The organism is Bacillus piscicola (genome assembly GCF_022458745.1).
Taxonomy (GTDB): domain Bacteria; phylum Bacillota; class Bacilli; order Bacillales; family Marinococcaceae; genus Alteribacillus_A; species Alteribacillus_A piscicola.
In genome coordinates this window covers 247,644-269,570 of the sequence record NZ_JAJJJF010000001.1, presented here as the reverse complement: position 1 = coordinate 269,570, position 21,927 = coordinate 247,644, and the positions used below count along the sequence as shown (strand labels likewise).

At 44.9% G+C, this 21,927-nt stretch carries 21 protein-coding genes; 1 reads left to right on the top strand and 20 read right to left on the bottom strand.

The features are described from left to right. The first annotated feature begins 143 nt into the window (after positions 1–143). Positions 144–1,211 (top strand): putative 2-aminoethylphosphonate ABC transporter substrate-binding protein, encoded by a 1,068-nt coding sequence (locus LOR49_RS01230; protein ID WP_240374220.1) that lies wholly within the window; start codon positions 144–146, stop codon positions 1,209–1,211. A gap of 161 nt (positions 1,212–1,372) precedes the next feature. Here LOR49_RS01230 and LOR49_RS01225 read toward each other — a convergent pair whose 3' ends face one another. The 20 genes from LOR49_RS01225 to LOR49_RS01130 all read right to left on the bottom strand — a co-directional run bounded on the left by LOR49_RS01225 (position 1,373) and on the right by LOR49_RS01130 (position 21,661). Beyond that, positions 1,373–1,633 carry a EutN/CcmL family microcompartment protein gene (locus LOR49_RS01225; protein ID WP_240374219.1) on the bottom strand — a complete coding sequence of 87 codons (261 nt, stop codon included), beginning with the start codon at positions 1,631–1,633 and terminating at the stop codon, positions 1,373–1,375. Between the two features lie 6 nt (positions 1,634–1,639). After that, a complete protein-coding gene (locus LOR49_RS01220) occupies positions 1,640–2,470 on the bottom strand; it encodes a hypothetical protein (protein WP_240374218.1) in 831 nt (276 codons plus the stop codon). Next, the gene (gene pduL, locus LOR49_RS01215; protein WP_240374216.1) at positions 2,448–3,260 is read right to left on the bottom strand and encodes a phosphate propanoyltransferase; all 813 of its coding nucleotides are present in this window, start codon (positions 3,258–3,260) and stop codon (positions 2,448–2,450) included. The genes LOR49_RS01220 and pduL overlap by 23 nt, the downstream gene beginning before the upstream one ends. Positions 3,261–3,271: 11 nt before the next feature. After that, complete coding sequence (locus tag LOR49_RS01210; RefSeq protein ID WP_240374214.1) at positions 3,272–3,556, bottom strand: BMC domain-containing protein; 285 nt, start codon at positions 3,554–3,556, stop codon at positions 3,272–3,274. A gap of 200 nt (positions 3,557–3,756) precedes the next feature. Continuing rightward, a complete protein-coding gene (locus tag LOR49_RS01205) occupies positions 3,757–5,232 on the bottom strand; it encodes an acetaldehyde dehydrogenase (acetylating) (RefSeq protein WP_240374212.1) in 1,476 nt (491 codons plus the stop codon). Next, positions 5,229–5,753, bottom strand: coding sequence for a BMC domain-containing protein (locus tag LOR49_RS01200; protein WP_240374206.1), 525 nt, complete (start codon positions 5,751–5,753; stop codon positions 5,229–5,231). Before LOR49_RS01200 ends, LOR49_RS01205 begins: the two co-directional genes overlap by 4 nt. Before the next feature lie 37 nt (positions 5,754–5,790). Beyond that, positions 5,791–6,579, bottom strand: coding sequence for a phosphonoacetaldehyde hydrolase (gene phnX, locus LOR49_RS01195; protein WP_338021121.1), 789 nt, complete (start codon positions 6,577–6,579; stop codon positions 5,791–5,793). 81 nt (positions 6,580–6,660) lie between these two features. Then, on the bottom strand, positions 6,661–7,860 hold the full coding sequence (locus LOR49_RS01190) for a saccharopine dehydrogenase family protein (RefSeq protein WP_240374199.1): 1,200 nt from the start codon (positions 7,858–7,860) through the stop codon (positions 6,661–6,663). Between the two features lie 131 nt (positions 7,861–7,991). Further along, a complete protein-coding gene (locus LOR49_RS01185) occupies positions 7,992–8,531 on the bottom strand; it encodes an MgtC/SapB family protein (RefSeq protein WP_240374198.1) in 540 nt (179 codons plus the stop codon). Between the two features lie 52 nt (positions 8,532–8,583). Then, positions 8,584–9,387: a DeoR/GlpR family DNA-binding transcription regulator gene (locus LOR49_RS01180; protein WP_240374197.1), complete on the bottom strand. Its 804-nt coding sequence runs from the start codon at positions 9,385–9,387 to the stop codon at positions 8,584–8,586. A gap of 113 nt (positions 9,388–9,500) precedes the next feature. Next, a complete protein-coding gene (gene phnW, locus LOR49_RS01175) occupies positions 9,501–10,634 on the bottom strand; it encodes a 2-aminoethylphosphonate--pyruvate transaminase (RefSeq protein WP_240374196.1) in 1,134 nt (377 codons plus the stop codon). A 163-nt stretch (positions 10,635–10,797) separates the two neighbouring features. Further along, positions 10,798–11,643: an EamA family transporter gene (locus tag LOR49_RS01170; protein ID WP_240374195.1), complete on the bottom strand. Its 846-nt coding sequence runs from the start codon at positions 11,641–11,643 to the stop codon at positions 10,798–10,800. A gap of 142 nt (positions 11,644–11,785) precedes the next feature. Then, positions 11,786–13,555, bottom strand: coding sequence for a putative 2-aminoethylphosphonate ABC transporter permease subunit (locus tag LOR49_RS01165; RefSeq protein ID WP_240374194.1), 1,770 nt, complete (start codon positions 13,553–13,555; stop codon positions 11,786–11,788). 18 nt (positions 13,556–13,573) lie between these two features. Beyond that, positions 13,574–14,617 carry an ATP-binding cassette domain-containing protein gene (locus LOR49_RS01160; RefSeq protein ID WP_338021105.1) on the bottom strand — a complete coding sequence of 348 codons (1,044 nt, stop codon included), beginning with the start codon at positions 14,615–14,617 and terminating at the stop codon, positions 13,574–13,576. Between the two features lie 145 nt (positions 14,618–14,762). Beyond that, complete coding sequence (locus LOR49_RS01155; RefSeq protein WP_240374193.1) at positions 14,763–15,842, bottom strand: putative 2-aminoethylphosphonate ABC transporter substrate-binding protein; 1,080 nt, start codon at positions 15,840–15,842, stop codon at positions 14,763–14,765. 238 nt (positions 15,843–16,080) lie between these two features. After that, a complete protein-coding gene (locus tag LOR49_RS01150; protein ID WP_240374191.1) occupies positions 16,081–17,439 on the bottom strand; it encodes an aspartate aminotransferase family protein in 1,359 nt (452 codons plus the stop codon). A 349-nt stretch (positions 17,440–17,788) separates the two neighbouring features. Next, entirely contained in the window at positions 17,789–18,211 is a 423-nt protein-coding gene (locus LOR49_RS01145; RefSeq protein WP_240374189.1) for a PaaI family thioesterase, read from the bottom strand. A gap of 14 nt (positions 18,212–18,225) precedes the next feature. Next, positions 18,226–19,527, bottom strand: a complete 1,302-nt coding sequence (locus LOR49_RS01140; RefSeq protein WP_240374187.1) for a (Fe-S)-binding protein — start codon at positions 19,525–19,527, stop codon at positions 18,226–18,228. Continuing rightward, positions 19,520–20,935, bottom strand: coding sequence for an FAD-binding oxidoreductase (locus tag LOR49_RS01135; protein WP_240374185.1), 1,416 nt, complete (start codon positions 20,933–20,935; stop codon positions 19,520–19,522). Before LOR49_RS01135 ends, LOR49_RS01140 begins: the two co-directional genes overlap by 8 nt. Positions 20,936–20,953: 18 nt before the next feature. Next, complete coding sequence (locus tag LOR49_RS01130) at positions 20,954–21,661, bottom strand: FadR/GntR family transcriptional regulator (protein WP_240374183.1); 708 nt, start codon at positions 21,659–21,661, stop codon at positions 20,954–20,956. Positions 21,662–21,927 lie beyond the last annotated feature (266 nt).

The following is a 21,927-nucleotide window of genomic DNA, read 5'->3' as shown; positions in this document are numbered from 1 at the left end:
GACGAGGACTCTTCTTCTATAAATATATTTGGTCACACACAAATATTTAGAAAAGTCCTCGTCTTTTTTTTAACCTAAAATGAAACAGGGATCTTTTTTTGTTAAATTGACTGAATTTTAAAAAATATGAAAGGGGTTTATTCATGAAAAAGCTTATAGGGTTTATTAGTATACTCTGTCTCCTTTTTCTATTTGGCTGTGGTGGTAGCGGCGAGAATAAGGACACAAAAGCTGCCTCTGAAAAAACTGGTGGATCACTGGTCGTGTATACACCGATGGAAACAGACCATCTGCAGGATTATCTTTCCCTATTTGAAAAGGACCATCCAGAAATTAAGGTCGAGACCGTTCGCGATTCCAGCGGAGTAATCACCTCTCGCCTCCTCGCAGAAAAAAACAATCCTCAGGCAGATATCATTATTGGAATGGGCGTAGAGAATTTGATTCTTCTAGATGAAGAAGGCATGATAGAAGGGTATACACCTAAACATGCAGACAAGATTGTGGATATGTTCGCGGATCAAAAGAACGATCCAATGAAATGGGTAGGTTCCACCGGTTATATGACAACGATTTCAGTCAATACAGTCGAGTTAGAGAAAAAAGGATTACCTATCCCGAAATCGTATGAAGATCTACTCAATCCAGAGTATGAAGGGTTAATTTCGATGCCCAATCCGGCTTCAAGCGGCGTAGGTTTTGTGATGGTTTCGTTGATGTTGCAAATGTTTGACGATGAAGAAAAGGGTTGGGAATACTTGGATAACCTGCATGATAACATCGGAGCGTATACCCATTCCGGTTCCAAGCCCGCTGTGGAAGCAGCGAAGGGGGAATTTCCCATTGGTATATCATTTGATGGGAGAAGCATCCAACAGGAGGACAGCGGTGCGCCACTTGTAACAATATTCCCGGAAGAAGGTTCTGGCTGGACACTCGAAGCCAATTCATTAGTGAAAAAGGACAACATCAAGGAAGAAGCGAGAGTTTTTCTAGACTGGGCAATCAGTGAAGAAACAATGAGAGTCAATCGAAACTATTACGCACTTACCGGAGTTGACGTGGATGAACCCCTCCATGAAAGCTATCCGAAAGATCCAAAAGAACAATTAAGTGACAATGATTTTTATTGGTCTGCTGAAAATAGAGAACGCATCATTGATCGTTGGATTAAAAGCTACGATTCAAAAAGTGAAGCAAAAGAGGAATAAGGAGAAGGAATCCTCTATCAGGAAGTATTTACATGGCGGCCCTTATTCGGGATAAACAAAAAAAGAAAGCCTGCTGCCGGCGTCCCGATACGCGACAGTAGACTTTCTTTTATGTTGTATGGAGAGTAGTCATTTTTTTCAAAACTACTTCGAGTATGGAACTATTCAAAGGAATCGATAATACCTGTGACAGCTGCGTCCACGGGGGGGAGCTGCTCTTTGTACAGTCTTTGGGCCGGCGATCCTTGCGTGATAAGGACAAACTCACCGATCCCTGCACCAATTCGATCCATCGCTACCAGGCTGTTGCCAACCTTTTCTTTCTGCATCGTAACGGGCTGGACAACGAGCAGCTTTATATTCTCCATCCCGCTTTCCTTCTGGGTTGTCCATACACTTCCTACCACTTCCGCTATGAGCATATGGCGTCATCCTTTATCCGTATAGTGCAGCGTTACTTGATTTTCTTTTAAGATGTCTTGCGCTAACGGGGAGACGATTACCCCTTTTGGGAGCGTTAGTTTGTTGTTTGGAAAAGGCATGTTATTTTCGATCCACTCCGCCGTTAAAAACTTCTTCTTGATGGGTAATGCTGTGTTCTGCCGGGCTTCTTCTTGTTCCGGCTCGTTTTCGCTGTTATCCTCCGCTTCACTGGGAAAGGCCTCTTTTATAAAGGAGACAAATTCCTGTGGCGGTCTGAAGTGTACGCCTAAATCACGCATTGTCTCGATATATTGATCAAATAAGGCTCGGTAAGGCTTAGGGAGGGAGAGCGTCTTCAAGCAACGACGGTCTGCTCGCTTAATCCCTGGATTATCATCGCCAATCAGGATGAATTTCTCCAGCAGGATAGCAGAGAAAATGATTTCTGATTTTATTGTCCCTTTCATTCCGGCTGCTACACGGGCTGCGTTGTCCAAATCTATTTCTGGAATAATAATTCCGTCATAGTCTTTTGGCACTTCCATGGCCGCTGGCGCATTCATGTCCGTGGCAATGACACGATTGGCGCCACTTGCTTCTACGTGCTGATTTCCAAGCCATGAGGCTGTTTCTCCGTCAAGAAAAAGAATATCATACGCAATATTCACATTTTTAAGTTCGATAAATTGATCTGTAAACGATTCGTGAGCCGAACTGTCACAAAAAACGAACAACACTTTCCCAACTGGTTCTTGTTTAATTGCCACTCTTTTTTTAGAAACTTGTTCCTGTAAGACCTCACGAACAACCGACTCAACGATAGAACGTACGTCCATCTCCCTCACCTCCTCCTCTGGAATAAAATTGATTATTTTTCCCAATGATTTTTACATAATCACCTGTTGATAAAGCCGCTCCATTCGCTTCATCCATATCGATGTGCAAATCAAGTTGATAACTTGGCGAAATCCGTACCGCAATGTCGGTGAATATCGTGGAACGCTCTCCCATAGTCTGGACCATCAGCGTATCACCTTCTCGTACGTTAAAGCGTTTCGCATCCTCGGGAGAAAGGTGTACGTGACGCTTTGCCACGATAACGCCTTGCTCGAGCGTGACACACCCTTTCGGCCCGATTAACGTTAAACCTGGTGTTCCTTCGGTCGAACCGGAAAGTCGGATAGGGGGATGGATCCCGAGTTGAAAGCCATCCGTTACCGAAATTTCTACTTGTGTCGCTTTTCTTTCCGGTCCGAGGATGCGCACACCTTTTATTAAGTTTTTCGGACCGAGCAGAGTCACCGTTTCTTGTGCTGCAAATTGGCCGGGTTGGGACAGCTCTTTCCATACGGTTAACGAGCTGTCCTCCCCAAATAACACTTTCGCATCCTCTTCCGTCAGATGCACGTGGCGATTGGAGACGCCAACAGGAATCAGGTCGCTTTTATCTGTTTCATTATTTGGTAGTTGCCAATGTACCGAGTTGCTGTGCTCCACTCTAATGTTCCTGTCTTTCAAAAAATCCGCCGCTGCGGGGGTGAGCTTATCGCTCTTATTTATCATATACGGATTAGGAATCCCTTTTTTAGCCATTGCTCTAAGTTTGGATTCCGTAATGACCCTCATGGTTTACACACTTATCCTTCGAGCTTCGGAAGGATAAGTTCGATATCAGCGTGCGGACGTGGAATAACGTGAACGGAAATAAGCTCCCCGACATTTTCAGCTGCAGCGGCTCCTGCATCAACTGACGCTTTAACGGCACCGACATCTCCGCGGACCATTACCGTTACCAATCCGCCTCCTGAGTGTACTTTCCCGATTAGTTTTACATTCGCAGCCTTTGACATCGCGTCTGCCGCTTCTACCGATCCTACAAGTCCCTTTGTCTCAATCATACCCAATGCTCCAGTTTCTGCCATTTGTTATGCCTCCTCATTATTTTTAAATTAAGTCAGTTTCATAATTACTTGCAAAGGTCATATAGAAAATATACATATATGACATTCGTGAATTAAAGAACTCCAGTTGATTGTAACGGAAGGCGGCGACTCCAGCGGGAAGCGCCCGCCTGCAGGGCAAATCAACTTCTCTAAACTTTTAATTAAGAAAGCTTAATAAGTTATAGGTTTAGTTCTTTTAATACGTTTTTCACGATGTCCATGACTTCTTCTCTTGAGATGCTGCTGTTCGTGTGAGTGGAGCTGCTGGAAGAACGGTGTTGCCTAGTTGGCTGGTTGACATTGTCGAGTTCACGGATACCAAAAGCAATTCGTTTGATATTCATTAAATGATCTGTCGTAATGTTATCAGAAGAGACGTTGTTTCCATACGCTCCGCAGCCAAGTGTCATGGACGGCTTCACTCCGGTTGTTGCACCGATACCACCGAAAGTAGTACCTGAATTAACGACGACACGGAAGACTTTTTGTGTAATACCGAATTTTTCAATGACTTCCATATCATCTGCATGAATTCCTAATGTATGGCCTAAACCGCCATGCTCTAACAGTTCATTACAAAGGCTGCTGCCTTCCTGCCAGTCTTGTACGGTATAGAACGCTAAGATTGGTGACAGTTTTTCGACGGAAAACGGATATTTCTTGCCAACGCCTGTTTCTTCGGCAACTAAGACACGTACATCGTCTTCAATATAAATACCGGCCATTTCCGCGAGCGCCTGTGGTGATTGTCCAACAATCTGCGGATTTAATCTCCCATTAACGACGATCAAACTTTCCATGCGTTTCTTTTCGTAGTCGTCTAGAAAATAAGCACCTTGCGTCTCCAGTTCCTTTTTCACTTTGTTTTTAATAGCTTTGTCAGCCACGATCGCTTGCTCGGAAGCGCAGATCGTACCGTAGTCGAAGGTCTTGCTTTGGATAATCTGGCGGACAGCTTTGGACGCGTCGGCACTCTCATGAATATAAACCGGCACGTTTCCTGGACCTACCCCGAAAGCTGGTTTCCCGGTGCTGTAGGCTGCTTTCACCATTCCTGTTCCGCCGGTCGCCAAGATAACATCCGTGAGCTTATGATTCATCAGCTCCTGTGCGGACTCCAGTGTTGGTTTGGTAATGCTCGTAATCAGACCGTCGGGAGCACCTGCTTGTTTCGCAGCCTTCATCATAATATCTACCGCTTCATTGGTACATGTTGCGGCACCAGGGTGGGGGCTGAAGACAATCGCATTTCGAGCCTTCACAGCGATCAACGCTTTAAAAATAGCAGTTGATGTCGGGTTCGTGGACGGGACAATACCAGCTACCACTCCAACTGGCTCTGCTGTCTCCCATACTTTGTTTTCTTCATCCCGAGAAATGATTCCAACCGTTTTCTTGTCTTTGATCGATTGGTAGACATCTCTCGCAGAAAATAGGTTTTTAACTATTTTATCTTCCTTTTTTCCAAAACCTGTTTCCTCTACGGCCATAGCAGCTAGTCTTTCCGCTTCTCTTTCCGAGGCTTCTGCTATGCTTCGGACAATCCTATCAATTTCTTCCTGCGTCATAGCTGCTAATGTCTTTTGCGCTTCTTTCGCCTGGCTCAGCAGGTTTCTTCCTTCTTGTATGGAATCGAGATCCGCATCTAGCATCACTTATCGCCACCTTTCATGATCTCTGTTAGTTCGTTCAATAGATCTTCTTTTTTTGCTCGGTAGATTTCTTGAGTCGTTTTAGGAAAATTAGAAAACGAATTAGCGTATTCTCGTAGCTCATTTAAGTTCATTTTGTTGATGTCTTTAGTCTCGGTTTGCGAGCCTGTCTGTTTCTCCTCTTGGGCAGGAGCTTCTTTTACCGGCTCGGCTTTCGTTTCGGACTTTTCTTCTTCCGCTTTTTTCTCTGGAAAAAGCATGTTAACGACATCCGAAGTAGGACGCGGTATGACATGAGAGTGCCGGAACTGTCCAACTCTTTTCGCCACTTCTTCCCCAACGGCAACAGCTGCCTGGACGGAAGCGACATCTCCAATGATGTAAATGGTGATGATACCGCTGTCTGCTTTTTGATAAGTAGCAATTTGTACGTCTGCTGCTTTGGCGGCAGCATCCGCAGCAGCAATGATCGCCGGGTAGCCAATCGTTTCTACCATCCCCAACGCATATGAATGTGTATTCACTTTTTCACCTCGCTTATCAGGAGCCTGAGTCTATTTTTCAATCACCATTCGCAAGCCGCATATTAATTTTAGGGATCAGTTTATCTAATTCGCCGATACTGTCAATGACATAATGAGCACCAGCTTCCTTAAATCGTTTCGCGACTGTTTCCATTCTTTCGTTCAGCTCGTCCTCATCCATCGCGCGGACCTGCTCTTCAGTCAGACCAAGCTCACTGCCGCCTTTGATAACCCCAACACTCCAGGCGCCGGCATTCACGCCTTCTTTTATATCGCTGATCGTGTCACCTGCTTTAATGCAATGCTTCATCGGATAGACTCCGAGTTTCATAGCGTTTAAGTACATCATCCACGGATAAGGGCGGCCGGCCGGAACATCTTGCGCAGTGGCAAGAAAATCTGGCTCATAGCCTTGTTGTTTCGCCCCTTTTGTCACAACTTTCATCATTTCATCCGTATATCCAGTCGTCGAACCAATCTTGAGCCCCTGTCTCCGAAGACGGCTGACAAGATCAAGAGCCCCAGGAATAGGAGTGCAATAGTTCGGCAGAATTTCAAACAGCATAGGTTCAAAATCTGCGTACAAATCGTCTACATCTTTTTTCTCAGGAGGCTTGCCGAATTTATCTTTCCACAATCCGGCAATCCGCTCCATTTTACACATTTCATTAATATGGTCCCACTTCAGCATCCCCATTGGTTCTCTGGCTTCCTCATGCAGGACGTCAATGCCTCGTTTTTTAAATACTTCTATAAATACATCCAGTGGCGCAAAGCAACCGTAGTCAACGGTAGTGCCTGCCCAGTCAAAAATAACAGCTTCTATCTGGGGGGCTTGATTTCCCAACGTCTAGACCTCCTTCAGTGTTAACAATCGTAGCTTTTTAGTTAGATAGATGTTTTGCAACTACTGAACCTGTGCCGCTGCATCATTCTCTTCGACTTTTTCTCCCGTCACTATCTCTTCATGAACGTAAATTCCACGTTTTTCCAATGCATCAAAGATAGGCTGCGGATCAAAAGCATCTTCCGGGATTAAGACACCGGTATCTTTTACTTCCCCTTTTGCAAGCAGCTCGGTAGCGACCGCCATTGGAATGCCGACATTCCGTGTATACGCGCGCAGTCCCTCCCAGCCCTTCACAGAGCCGTCGCTTGCCGGGTGGGTATGGTAAAGAACATGACGCTGTTTCTCGCCGTTTTTGCTGCCGATTACTTCGACATGAAGAGAATAACCGTACAGTTCTGTTTCCTGTCCTTCTTTAGATTGAAGTAAGTATTCTCCGATGATATCCATCAATCCTACTTCACTGCCGTTCACATTAATTTGTGGATTTTTCAGAATTCCGTAATTGTAAAGGCCTCGTACGAGCTCCATGTTTTGCTTTGGCCATGTCCCTCTCACTTCGATAAGTTGAACTCCCTTATCTTTCAACGCCTGTGACAAGGTACGTGTCTCGGAGTGCGGGATGATATACTGAACCGTTTCGCCGTAAGGTTCAGGCAATTGAATCGTCCGTGGTCTTGCAAAAGGAGGCACCTGCAAGAATTCCCCATTTTCGAAGACGACGCGTCCCGGAAGATCCGGATCATATTCGTAGGTTGTCGTTTCCGTAATCGACTTTGAGAAAGCAATCGGGCGGAAAGAGCCGTGGCTCACGCGGACGCTTTCCACTTCATCAAGTTGGTTGGCTGCATGCATGGCCATCATTTGAGTGACACCTGGCGTCATCCCGAATCCAGGAACCGCCGTACGATTATTCTTTTTGAAAACTTCCGCGTACTCGTCTTCCGCCCCGAAGCCATTCAAGTTAATACCGTGGCATCCGGCCTCCGCGATGCAGGCTGTTGAAAGCCCGTTCAGCGTGATGGTGGTGCCATCCATCACTACGTCATACCCTCTCATCTTCTCAACAGTTTCATCATGGTTTTTCACATTCACTTTCACGAAGCTGACCCGTGGATCGTTTAATTCCTCTACTAGCTCCTGGCCTACCTCTTCATTGAAATCACCGATCGTGATCATTTCAAAATCAGAGTGTTCCACCAAATCAAGTACTGCTTCCCGGGCTATTCTTCCGGCACCACCTAGACAAAAAACTTTCACGAAAACGCCTCCCTTTTTAAACAGTTTTATTGATTACAATTGCATTATATCACTTTTTGTTTGTTTTGTGTTGTTTTTTATTGTTTTTTATTTTGTTTTTTGTTTTGTTCGACCTTTTTTGCTCCCGTGCTTTATGCCTGGATATCTTTGTTGTGATTGGTGTATACGTGTTGATTGTTTTTATTTAATTTATACTTAATTTTCTTGCGGTCTTTCTTCTCAATTACTTTGCTGATTTTGGACAACACAAAGGTAACAATAACTGCTGTAAATACGAGGCCGTAAAAGCCTGCCCCAATTCCAATACCTACTCCGCCAGCAAAAAACACCATCGCCGCACTCGTTAATCCTTTCACACGCAGACCATCTTTTAAAATAAGCCCTGCGCCTAAAAAACCAAGTCCGGATACGATCTGGGCAGCAAGCCGCATTGGATCCATTCGATTATTGTAGTTACTGCCACCGAATACTTCCGCACTGTAAATAGATACGAGCGTGATTAACGTACAGGAAACCGCGACGTAGGTAAATGTTTTTAAACCAGCCGGCTTTCCGTTAACCTTCCTGTCCCAGCCAATAAACATACCGAGTATGGCACTGATGACAATGCGTAAATAAATCTCTAAGTTGGCCACAATCTGCTCTTCATAAAATATGCCTAAATACTCCATTAGCGCACCCCCGCTCCCCGGCAGGTCCCGTGCTTACATACCAGCGAATCCGCTACATCATTTTATGTCCATTGCCGGCAACAAGCCATTTAATATTTCCATCAATTAATGCAGTTTCCCACTCACTTGGGTATGTCTTATCAGACACTACCATGTTAATTTCCTTTAAATCGGCAATTTTGTAATGCGTTCTCTTGCCAACTTTGGAATGATCGATTAAACAAATTGATTTATCCGCATGCTCCACCAGTTTTTTGGTCGTAATGCCTTTCGTATAGTCATAGCTTGTTATTCCGGCATCCAAGGAAATTCCATCTGCGGAAACAAAATACTTGTCGATGTAGATATCTTCAAGCATCTGATTCGTATACGCCCCCGAGACCCGCTGATGGGCAATATTTACCTCACCACCCAGCACAATAATCTTGCCTGTGAAATGATTTTGTTGGTGTAACTCAATTAAAACGCTTAGTGCAGATATGGACGTTGTGTAAATAGTGATATTGTTCTTTTTATGCAAACTTTTCACAAGCTGCAGTGGCGTGCTGCCGTCGTCAATTGCAATCACATCATTGTCGTTAATAAGCTGCGCCGCCAGTTTACCAATCCTTCTTTTTTCGTCAGAGTGTAATTCTTCTCTTTCTTGGGAGGAGGGCTCTTCGTTGTGAAACGAAACACTAATAGCCCCCCCATATACCTTTTTCAATTTCTCTTCTTTATGCAGTTGGTCTAAATATTTGCGAATGGTTTCCGTTGATACTTGTAAAATCCGGGCCAAGTCCTTCGCTTTGACTTGGCCGCTTATCTCAAGCAGTTCGAGTATTTTCTTTTTTCTTTCCTCTCCTGCCAGCGACATGGTGCCTCACCCTTCCTTGTATCGTGATCACAGGTTTTGGTTGTTTTTGCTTGGTTCTGTTGAGTATAAGAGAGATCAATAGAAGATACAAGTGTCAGGATCGGCTTTTATACTTAGTTTTCGGGAACTGATTTGAGCCAGTAGCTGCTTTCTTCGATGGCGGTTAGTAAATCTCTGATATCGTCCGGGTAAATGTCTCCGATGTTCCCGATTCGGAACGTGTTCAGGTTTGTTACTTTTCCTGGATAGATGACAAAGCCTTTTTCCTTTAACTTGTCATAGAATGTTTGAAACGCAAACTCTTCAGAATCCGGATAATAAAATGGTGTAATGATAGGCGACTGCAGTTCCCTTGGCAGCAACGGTTTGAAATTCAGTTCTTCCATTCCATCTACTAGTGTTCGTTGATTTTCGCGGTAGCGGGCTGCTCGTTTTGCAACTCCTCCCTCTTCATCCAATTCTTTCAGTGCTTGTGCAAAAGCACGAACGACATGGGTCGGGGAAGTGAAGCGCCATTTCCCGTTGTTCTCCTCCATTGTTTTCCACTGGTCATAGAGATCAAGGGACAAGGAGCGGGCGTTTCCTGCACATTTCTCAAATTCCTCTGTCTTCACGATCGCAAATCCAAAACCCGGCACCCCTTGGATACATTTGTTGGCGCTGCTCACGATATAATCGATGTTTAGCTCATCAATATCCATTTCAATACCACCGAAGCTACTCATCGCATCGACAAAGAAAACCCGGTTATGACGCTTCACTACTTTGCTGACCTCGTCGATCGGGTTCAAAATACCGGTAGTTGTTTCACAATGCACAATCGCTACGTGTGTAATGTCTTGATCAGCCGTCAACGTTTCATCCAATTTCTTGAGGTCTGGAGGATCAACCTCTCCCGTGTCAATCACGACTGTATCGATGCCAATTGTTTTGGCTGTTTTCACAATTCGTTGTCCGTATGCCCCATTCACGAGCACGAGCAGCTTCCCATCTCTCGGAATCGTCGTTCCAATGACAGACTCAACGGTAAAAGAGCCACTTCCTTGCATTAACACGGCGGAGTATTTTTCGGGATTCTTTGTCGCTATTCGGACAAGCTGCCCACGGATATCCTGCACAATATTGTTATAGTCATCATCCCACGTGCACCAATCTTTCATCATCGCCAGTTTCACTGTCTCCGTCGTAGTAAGAGGACCAGGGGTTAATAGAAAATAAGGATTGTTTGTAATGTCTTTCATGTTCATAAAAGATCATCCTTTCTGTTTTAGAAAAACCCAATCGTTTTGTTTATGTTTGAAATATAACACATTTCCTTACAATTGTGAATGCTTTTTATTGTTTTTTATTGATTTTATTTTTATTTGATTGTTTTATATTGTATGTTTGGTGTTTTCTTTTTATGATTCCTTAACCAAAAATACTTAATATAACAATACCGATTACAATAAGTATGGAAAATAAGGCTTTTCTTACACCTTGCTTCTCTTTTAAAATGAGCGCGCCAAGAATAGCTCCAAACACAATGCTGATTTCCCTCATCGGGGCGAGCTGGGCAACGTTCGCCAGTTTCATCGCAAACAAGAACAACGTATAGGCACCCGGTACAAAGAAAGCACCCATGATGATTATTTTCCAGTTCAGTACCCACTCCTGCTTTAATTTCTGTGACCCGACAGCCGGCCATAGCAGTGCGATAATATGGATGAAATTCTGAAATTGAATCAGAAGAAAGGGAGAGATATAGTCAAGGAGCATTTTGTCGCTCAGGGTGTAGCCTGTGATGGCCATACCACCTGCTAACGCATAAAGAAGGGAAGGCCCGACCTTTTCCCCGCTTTTGAAACCCTCACTTCCCATTAAGAAAATCCCCGTTACGACTAAAAGCAAGCCAACCCAACCTAATATCGTAAGGTGGTCTCCTAAAAACAGCACGCTGATCAATGGGATTAATAAGGAGGCTGAACCCCGTAGAATTGGATATACGAGTGATAACTCGCCAACGGTATATCCTCTAATTAAGCTAAATCCATAAATAACTTGAAAGAACATCGATCCTAATAAGAAGATGATTCCCGGACCGTCTAAGACGACCTGCTGAATTTCAATAACAGAGTAAGGAAGAAGGATAATGAAATTAATGATGTGAATAGAAAATAAAAACGTTACTTTATCAAGGCTTTGTTTTGCGAACAAATTCCATAAGGCGTGAACCAACGCAGAAGATATGACAAGAGATACTGCAACAACGGCCACTGCAAAACCTCCCATTTAACGACCATAGGCTATCAAAAAAAGTCCTCCCCCTGAATAACACAACGTGAGGAGAGGACTTGACTGTTATGCCACGCCAGCAGTAGTCACTCTTTCCCTAGCTGTTCATCGTGTGCGGACGCTGCTATTGTTGCCATGCACTTGCACGTTTACGTACTTTTTTCGTAATAAATTCGTAAGCAACCCGGACGACGATGTTCGTTAACAAGATGATAACCGCCATTGCAGCAGCCGCCGACATATTCCCGGCTCCGACCATATCCACAATCGCAACAGACGCCGGTCGTGTGTCCGGAGAATACAAGAAGATAACCGCCGAAATCGTTGTCATCGAGTTTACAAAGAAGTAAACCATCATTTCAAGGATTGCCGGAAGTGACATCGGGACGGTGACGCGGACAAATGTTTTGTAAAACGGAACATTCATCGACTCTGACACTGGTTCGAACTCTTTATCTAACTTTTTAAGGGCCGTCGTTGCTGTAAAGAAGTTAACCGCATAGAAATGGATCAGATTAGCAAGCACGAGAATCCAAATCGTGCCGTAGAGTCCTTGAAGTGGATTAGTGATAGCAATGTTCGTAAATGGAATCGCGAATTCTGCCTGGTTGAAAAAGAAGATGTACGCGAGACCAATAGCAAGACCCGGCAGTGCAAGCGGCATAATCGAGAACAAGTAGCCTACTTTGCGGGTGGTCCTCATAAAACGTGTCTTTTCAATTAAATAGGCTCCAATAAAGACGATCAATGTTCCTGCCGTTGCTGTTATGACAGCCATTAAAAGACTGGTGTAGTACGGTTTAAAACCGCCGATGACATTTTCAAACGTAAAGTGGGCGGTGGTGAACGAAAAGTCATAAGGCCAATACTTTACAAATGTCGGGACAAGCACCGCTACCATCAATAAGAAAATAGCTCCCATAATAAGCAGGCAATAAGTGAAATAAACGCGGTCCCGGACAGGGTTTTCTTTTATTTTGTAAGAAACAGATTTCGCGGTAATAGAGGAGCTTTCTTTTCGTTGGACCAGCTGATCAGCGATAAAGGCAATGACTGCCGGAATGATTAAAATGACGCCCACTGTTGCACCCATCGACATGTTAAACTGTCCGACAACCTGTTGGTAAATATCAACAGCCATTACTTTGAAATCACCGCCGACGACGATAGGGGCACCGAAGTCAGTAAAGCTTAAAATAAAACCGATAATAAACGCGCTAAACAAACCATATTTCACACTTGGCAGCGTGACGGAAAAGAATTTCTTAACGACACCGGAGCCAAGTGAATCAGCCGCTTCATACAACCGGTAATCCGTATTAGATAAGGAAATGGTCAACAGCAGAAAAGTCTGCGGAAACGTGTAAAAGATTAAAGAAATGATAATACCTACCGGGCCGTACAGATTAATATCGATTCCTTGAAACATTCCGAAGAAACCAGTAGTAACAACGCCGTTATTCCCGAACAAGTGGACTAGCCCGATCCCGTACATCATTGTCGGAGCAAACAAGGGGACAAACGCAACATAGCGGAAAAATGGCTTCCACGGCATGTTCGTCCTCGTTAATGCATAGGCATAAAAGAATCCGAGCGTAACCGAGATAATTCCAGTTGCTGAGGCAACGAACAACGTATTAAATAACGGCTGGATTAAGGAGCTTGTCGTGAAGTAATTAATGAAGTTCTCAAGCCCAACAAAACTACCGCTTCTATCCTGCAGAGAAACTAAAATTAACTGGATTAATGGGAATATCAGCGCAACGACCAATCCTAATACCATTAACACAATTAAGGTTTTATGGAGTAAATCAACGAAGCTCGTTTTCTGCTTCACTTTCTTCTTCGTATTTAGGGCAACTTCTGGGGACTGTACGGTATATTGTTTGCTCATCGCGAATTAATCTTCCTTTCACTTGAAGTTTGCGGCGATAGGTTGAACCGTCGTTTTCTCATCCTCCTGTTCCTTATAGGTGATCACATGCTTCTCCGGCATCTCGGCAAATAGTTCTCGTCCCTTTTGGATCTGCAGTCTATTCATCTCACTCGTCGTTAGATCAGCTATTAACGTATCCTTGTCGAAATGATCTTCTGCTGCATTCGTTATATTTAAGAACAACCGGTACGAACTGCCGCGAAATTCCATCGTATCGACAGTAGCTGCAAGCGTACTTTTCTTTGGCTCGGTATGCAGTTTCACATGTTCTGGCCGAATCGCCACTCCTTTGAACGTATTAACAGTCCCGATAAAGTCGGCAACAAATGGAGTAATCGGCTTCTCATAGATTTCCTGCGGGCTTCCAAGCTGCTCGAGGGAGGCATTATTCATTACCGCAATCTTATCCCCCATTGACAATGCTTCTTCCTGGTCATGCGTAACCATAATCGTTGTAATCCCTAATTTCTCCTGAAGATTCCGAATTTCCATTCTTAACTTGATCCGTACTTTTGCGTCTAAAGCGGAAAGGGGTTCATCAAGTAAAAGGAAGCTTGGAGATATGGCCAATGCCCGTGCTAACGCAATACGCTGCTGCTGTCCACCGGATAACTGCGAAGGGTAGCGATTATGCAGGTGGTCAAGGTTTACCAATGCGAGCGATTCCATCACCTTGTCTTTGATTTGTTGTTTCGGTAACTTTTTGTTTTTCAAGCCATACGCGACATTTTGAAAAGCCGTTAAGTTCGGAAACAAGGCATAGGATTGGAACACAATTCCAAAGTCCCTTTTGGCTGGAGGTAAATTGGTAATATCTTTACCTTCTATCATCACTTTTGACCCTATACTCGGTTCTTCCAATCCGGCAATTACGCGCAGCAAGGTGGTTTTCCCACAGCCACTCGGCCCCAGGAGACAGACAAATTCCCCTTTTTGCACATTCAAGTCAATTTGTTTTAACGCGGTAAAATTCCCAAATCGCTTCGTTACATTTTCTATTTTTAAAAAGTCCACTACCATCTTCCTCCTTCATCTCATCGTTTGCTGATACGCCCTGAGTAAAGAAACAAAGATCGAAAGATGTGTGGAATCACGGCACCTTTCGATCTTTTTTATCGGCATCTTCTTTTATCCAAGGTGATGAACAAGATGCCTGCCGCTGTCTTTATTCTTCTGGTTCACTCTTACCATCGTACTTTTCAACCCACGTGTCGACAATCTCAATTCGATTTTCCGCTGCCCAGTAAAGGTCATTTTCCAACAGCTGTTCTGTCGGATTGTCCGGGTAGCTATCCGGTGGTTCATTGCCTAATTCAATACCGGTAATCGCAAACTGATCATTATAGCCTTGCATAGCGCTTTCACTGTTCGCCCAGTCTAAAAATGTCTTGGCAGAATCTTTAATGTTCTCTTTTTCTAATAGAGCGTTCGCCTCAAGTGTCCAGCCGGAACCTTCCTCCGGGAAGACGGTTACGAGAGGTGCACCGCTTTCTTCTTGGGCAACACTGCGGCCGTCAAAGGAGATCCCGATCGGGTACTCCCCGTTTCCAGCCTGTACCGCTGGTTTAGAACCGGAGTGTGTATAGGAGCCAATATTTTCGTGCAGCTTATCCAAGTACTCCCAACCTTCTTCTTCCGTGTCATGCAATTGCAGAAGACCGGAAACAGTCAAGAATCCTGTCCCGCTCGACGCAGGGTTCGGCATCGAGATCAAGCCTTTGTACTGAGGATCAAGAAGATCTTCATATGATTTAGGAATTGGAAGTCCTAATCGTTCCATCTCGGCAGTATTCACCGAAAATGTCGTCATGTATGCTGCAATTCCTGTCCATTTCATCGGGTCATTTTTCTGATCCGCAAAACGCTCTTGCAGCTTTTCATAACCTTCCGGGTTGTAACCGGTAAGCATTCCTTCTTCTTCAAACAAGAGCAGGCTGTCTACGCTAAGCCCCCAAATGACGTCTGCTTTCGGGTTGTCTTTTTCAGCAAGCAACCGTGAAACGATGATTCCGCTTGAATCGCGGACGACATCTAATTCGATGTCAGGGTGTTCCTCTTTGAATGTGTTTAAATAATCTTGTAAATAGTCACTTTCGATCGCCGTGTACACAGTAACAGATTCAGGTTTCCCTCCGCCGCTGTCACCACCGCTTTCTCCTTCGACTGTTTCTTCACTGCCCCCGCCTCCACAGCCAGCCATTACAAATAAGAGCGCTGCCGCTGTTATCCACAACCACTTCTTCATCAAATCGACCCCTCTCTTTTTTAATACAGAAAATTCAGTCTTGATTCCAAATTGCAATACTCACATATTTTTATCACCCCACTTTAAGTATATGAAGATTTGGAAAAGTTTTAATGTAAGCGATTTCTTTATATTTTTTATTATATCACTTTTTTCAGAAATGTGAATATGTTTTTGGTTTATTTTTGTTTTTATTTTTTTTAATTGGTTTTAATTGGTTTTTGTCGACTATTTTCGATTACGTGGTGACGACTTTGGAAATGGCCGCTTCTAACACCTGCATCGCTTGCTCCAGTTCCGCTTCCGTGATAATTAATGGTGGGGCGAGTGTGAGCACATTACCTTGTGATACTTTGAAACTGAGACCGTTCGTCATACATTCATACATAATTTCTTCGGCCTCCGCGGTTGCTTTTTCTTTTGTTTCTTGGTTTTTGACTAATTCGACCCCGTACAGCAATCCTACTCCCCGGATATCCCCAATCAGCGGGTATTTTTCTGCCATGCTGTTTAAACGGTTTTTCATGAAGTTTTCCATTTGTACAGTATGCAAAAGCAGTTCTTGTTCCTCGATGTATTCGATACAGGCTAAACCAGCTGCACATCCTAGTGAACTTTTTTCGTGGGTAAAGTGACCGAGCGATATATCTTGGGCAATGTCTAAGTCTTCTCGTGCCAGCATTGCAGCCATTGGAAACACTCCGCCGCCCAGGCCTTTTCCTAAGAGAACAATGTCCGGTTCTACACCATAATGCTCAAATGTAAACATTTTTCCCGTCCGGCCAAGTCCGGTAGGGATCTCATCGTAGATCAGTTTGACATCATACTGGTCACAAATAGATCGCAACCGCTGATGGTAAGAACGCGGCGGAATTTGCACGTCCGTACAACGCACCGGTTCAAGAATGATGGCTCCTACCTCATTTTCACGTTCTAAAATGTATTCGATATAATCAAGGGTGGAAAATGCCGTGTTACTCCCCCCGAATTCAGAGCGGTAGGAGTTATAGGGAGGAACGTGGATGGTACCGGGCAGAAGCGGCCCCATCCCATTTCGAAAATCAGCATCACCGCCAACCGATATTGCGTCGAGTGAAGCGCCGTGGAAGGAGTCCCACATCGAGATCGTTTTAAACTTCCCGGTTGCTTTTCGCACGAGTTTCAACGCCATGCTAAGTGCAGATGTTCCTCCCGGAGCAAAGAGTACTTTGTTTAAGGAGCCGGGGGCAAGGCTCGTCAATTTTTTTGCTAAGTCAATCGCGGCACGGTTCGTATAACGACGCGGGGAAAATGGCAGAAGATCGAGCTGTTTTTTTACAGCTTGTATGACATACTCGTTTCCATAGCCGACTTGATGAGCGCTGTTACCGTGGAAATCCATGTACGCTCGACCGTCGATGTCTTCGATGTAAATGCCGTAGCTTTTTTCTACGACGTTCAGGCACGGCGTGGACATCGACTGATGCACATAAAGTTCAGCATCTTCATCCAACAGTCGAAAAGCCTCTTCACTTATATGGCCTGCCTGCCACTCTTGGCGCCGTTCCGAAATATTGACATCGCCTTCCGTTTGCAAAACCTTTCGCGGCAACTTCATTGTATTCCTTCCCTTCTTTTGCTTGTTTTGTAGTGTTTCTTTAAGAGGTAATTAATAATATATCATTTAATTTGACTTTTGTGAATATTTTTTATGATGTCGTGTTGTTTTAATTTGTTTATTGTTGTTATTAGTTGTTTTTTTAGTGGTTTACATGATAGGAAAATGGGAGCTCCTTCTATCTACTATTATATATGGTTGTAAAATGAAACTATCTGTATTGTAGTATAACGATTTAATGTGAATGGGGAGTTGAGCGGATGTTAATGTTACATTAAAAAACAGCCAGACCCGACAAAATATCGGTGCCTCGCTGCGTTATTAATATGCACATGTTCTATCTATTATGTTACTTGTCCGTGTTATACCACGTCGATGTCCCGGTGGCAGCTAGTTTCCCTTTTTCATTGTAAAGATCTGATTTTAAAGCAATGATCTTCCTTCCTTTTTTCACGAAGGCGGATTGACAGACGATTTTTCCTTCATTAATAGGACGGTGGAATTGGACCTTCATTTCTAACGTGATCGCCGTGCCGAGAAACTTTTTACAGAGATGTCCCATCGACACATCTAAAATGAAACAGATGACTCCGCCGTGCAGCGTCCCCTGCGGATTAAACATATAGTCTTTGCTTTCCAGCGTAACCGTGCACGTGTCATCGCCATATTCATACGAGAGATCAAAAAACTTGGCGAGGAAAAATTGTTCAAACTCTGGTTGTGCGTGTTCGATAGCGTGATCGAAATTCTTCTTAGCATGTTGTTTATCCATCTTGTTCCCTTCCCTTATCTCTTTGGTTGCGGCTTTGCTTCCATCATTAATTCTACCAAATGAACGGCTTTCATTCTCTTTTGTTTTCGTTCTCGTTCAATGCCGAGTTTCATTTGCAACAGGCAGCCGGGATTGGTGGTGACGATGGCATCGGGAGCTGTTTCGGTGACGTCTTCCATTTTTCTATCCAAAATAACCATAGAATCTTCATAGTTAACGATGTTATAAATCCCGGCAGATCCGCAGCAGAAGTCGGGGTTCGTCATTCCCTGCACACGCAGACCGGGGATCTTTTCCATCAGCCGGCGCGGAGGCGTGGTTACCTTCTGGACGTTCGTCATATGGCACGACGGCTGGTAGGTCACGGTTTTCGTGACTGGCTTGGTGAAATGGAGCCCGTCGATTTCCACGAGTACCTCGGAAATGTCACGTACTTTTTCAGTGAATGCCAGGGCGCGCGTATGCCAATCGCTGCCCTCAGCAAATAAATGGTCATATTCAACGAGCCTTGCTCCGCAGCCGCCCGCGTTGTTGACGATGTAGTCGACATTTTCTCTTTCGCATGCTTCGATATTTTTCATCGCCAGCTCTTTGGAAGTCGCTACTTTTCCGGAATGCGCATGAAGGGCACCGCAGCATGTCTGTTCCTCAGGAATGATCACTTCCACCCCGGACCGCCGCAGCAGCTCAATCGTTTGTTCATTAATATGGAAAAAGGCACTGTCCATGATACAGCCGGTAAAAAATATCGCCTTTGCGACCGGCGGCTGATCGGGATAAACGTGCCGCTTTCGGCTTTTCCGCTCTCCCGGTGACGGTTGCGGCGGTAGGATTTTCTCAAATTTATCAAGATGCAGCGGGGCGATGGTGGTCAATTTTAACGTCTGCGCGGCTTTTTGCAGGCCGGTCGCCTGATAGAGCCATGTCGCTTTGCCGAGTCGATTCATCCACGTAGAGGAAGGGAAAAAGGTGCCAAATAAAAAGTCTTCTATTTTTTTCTGGCGTTTCGTTTTCACGCGGTTGTTCTCGATCGTTTCTTTTGCCCCTTCCAAAATCGTTCCGTACTCCACGTTTGTCGGGCACACGGTCGTACACGCCATACAGCCGAGACACTTTTCAATTGGCTCTTCCAAGTCGGAAAGGGTTGCTTTCCCCTCCGCCACCATTTTCACGAGATTAATGCGGCCGCGCGGAGAATGGGTTTCTCTTTCCATTGTTTCATAGGTCGGACAGGCCGGCAGACAGTAGCCGCACTGCACACAATCAAACGTTTTGTCATAGTTTAATTGTTTTTGCAGGGTTTGTAGATCACTCATTACGCAACACCAACTTTTGGCCCTTCTCCGGGAAAATTTTGTTCGGGTTCATAATGTTGTTCGGGTCCCAGCTTTCTTTAATCCGCTTCATCATATCAAGTCCTGCCGCCCCTAACTCTCGTTCCATAAACGGGGCTTTCATCGTGCCGATGCCGTGTTCACCGGACAGCGTCCCGCCAAGATCAATGGCCGTTTCGAAAAGTTCCGCGACTGCTTCTTCGACTCGGCCCATTTCCTCGTTGTTCCGCTTATCGCATAAAATGTTCGGGTGAAGGTTTCCGTCGCCAATATGTCCGAAGACGACGAGTTCCACTTGGTATTTTTCTTTGATTTGCTGAAGCCGCTCAATCATCGGCGCAATCTGACTGCGCGGTACGGTCGCGTCCTCCGATACTTTCGTCGGCTTAATCTGCGCAGTGGCCGGTGAAACTTGCTTGCGTGCGTGCCAGATTCTGTTTGCTTCCTCTTCGTTTTGCGGCACAATGATTTTTTTTGCACCCAGTTCCTTCATGATATGTTCGATGTCACTTGCTTCTTCTGCGAGTGCCGCCGGGTGACCATCCAATTCTATGATCAAAACAGCGGCAGCATCTGTCGGCAACCCGGACGGTTGGTAGTTTTCCACGGCAATGCAACAGGCTTGGTCCATAAACTCCATCTTAGACGGTAAAATACCTGAGGTGAGCGTTTTCGAGATGGCGCGTCCTGCATTCTCTACATCATCAAACACTGCCATCAAGGTCCGCACCGCTTTTGGTTTCGGAACGAGCTTCAGCGTTGCTTTCGTGATTACACCGAGGGTTCCTTCTGAGCCGATAATCAGTTTCGTTAAATCATAGCCGGTGACATTTTTAATCGTCCGCCCGCCGGTTTTGATCACTTCCCCTTCAGGAGTCACGAACTCGAGCCCGATCACATAGTCTTTGGTCACTCCGTACTTTAACCCGCGCGGACCTCCTGAATTCTCGGCTAAGTTGCCGCCAATCGTTCCAACATGGGCGCTGCTCGGGTCCGGCGGGTACATCAAGCCGTGGGCTTCCGCCGCTTTGTTAATATCTGCGGCCAAAGCACTTGGAGAGACGATCGCAATGAGATCATCGGGAATAATGTCAATCGTCTCGGGCCATTGCGACATGTCCAGTACGATACCGCCTTTTACCGGCAGCGGTCCCCCGCTCAAGCAGGTTCCTTGGCCGCGCGGCGTCACAGGGACGAGAAAGCGGTTCGCGACTTTCATGACGTGTACGACCTCGCCTTTCGTTTTCACTTGCACAATCGCTTCCGGCATATACTCCCCGAACGAACCATCAAAACTGTAGCTGACAAGGTCCGCATACCCCGTCATGATTTGCTTCTCTGGAATAAATACCTTTAGTTCCTTCACCCACTCTTTATCTTCCACCGTCATATTCCCTCCTTGTTTTTGTTAAGATGAGATTTTTTTTAGCTCTGTTTCGAATTTTTGTTTCGCGTTTGTTAAATGAAGGTGCATGAGTTGCTGTGCTTGTTTGGCATCGCCTTGTTCAATCGCCATAAAAATGCGTTCATGCTCGTCAAGCACTTGCTCACGCTTACCGAGTTGTCCGATATTCTTGACGAGGGAAAACTTGACGGATTTCGCATAGAGGTCCGACATATTCTCCATCGTTTTAAGTAAAAGTGGATTATGGGCGGCCGTTGCAATGGCCTTATGAAAAGCAATGTCTTCTTGATGGCCTATTTCATTTGCAATGTAAGACTCTTGTACTTTTTCGAAGGTTTTTCTCATTATTGCTAAGTCACCGGAGGTTCGCCGCTCTGCAGCCAATTGGGCGGCACCTGTTTCAATGATAAGACGAGTTTCCAACAGGGTAAGAATGTCATGAGGGTCCACAAAATCAAATTGGATCTCTTCCATCACATTACTGAGGGAGGCAGCCTGAATCACACTTCCTCCTCCTTGTTTGGAGGCAATTAACCCACTCGCTTCCAACACACTTAGGGCTTCACGTACCGGTGTACGGCTCACCCCAAACATTTCCGTCAACTGGCTTTCAGAAGGCATTTTATCCCCCGGCTGCAGTTTTTTCTCTTTTATCATCGTCTTAAGGTGGTCCATCACCTGCATCGATACTTTCTTCCGTTCGATCTTCACCTAACAATCGACTCCTATTTTTAACTTGTATGACAAGTATACAATAATATAAGTTTCAGTAAATTACAATAATAAAATTTCAGGATGATTGTTCAGCATCTCCTCCGTGCATTCCATGTACAAAAATGTCTTTTCGGGAAGCCGTTCGGTGTATCGGTCGTCAAGTGGTTCAATCAAACGTTTGTTTAAGTGGTTTGTTCGATTCCCGATAATATTTATAGACATACTTAATTGGCGGTGATAGACTCATATTCAGCGAAAATGAT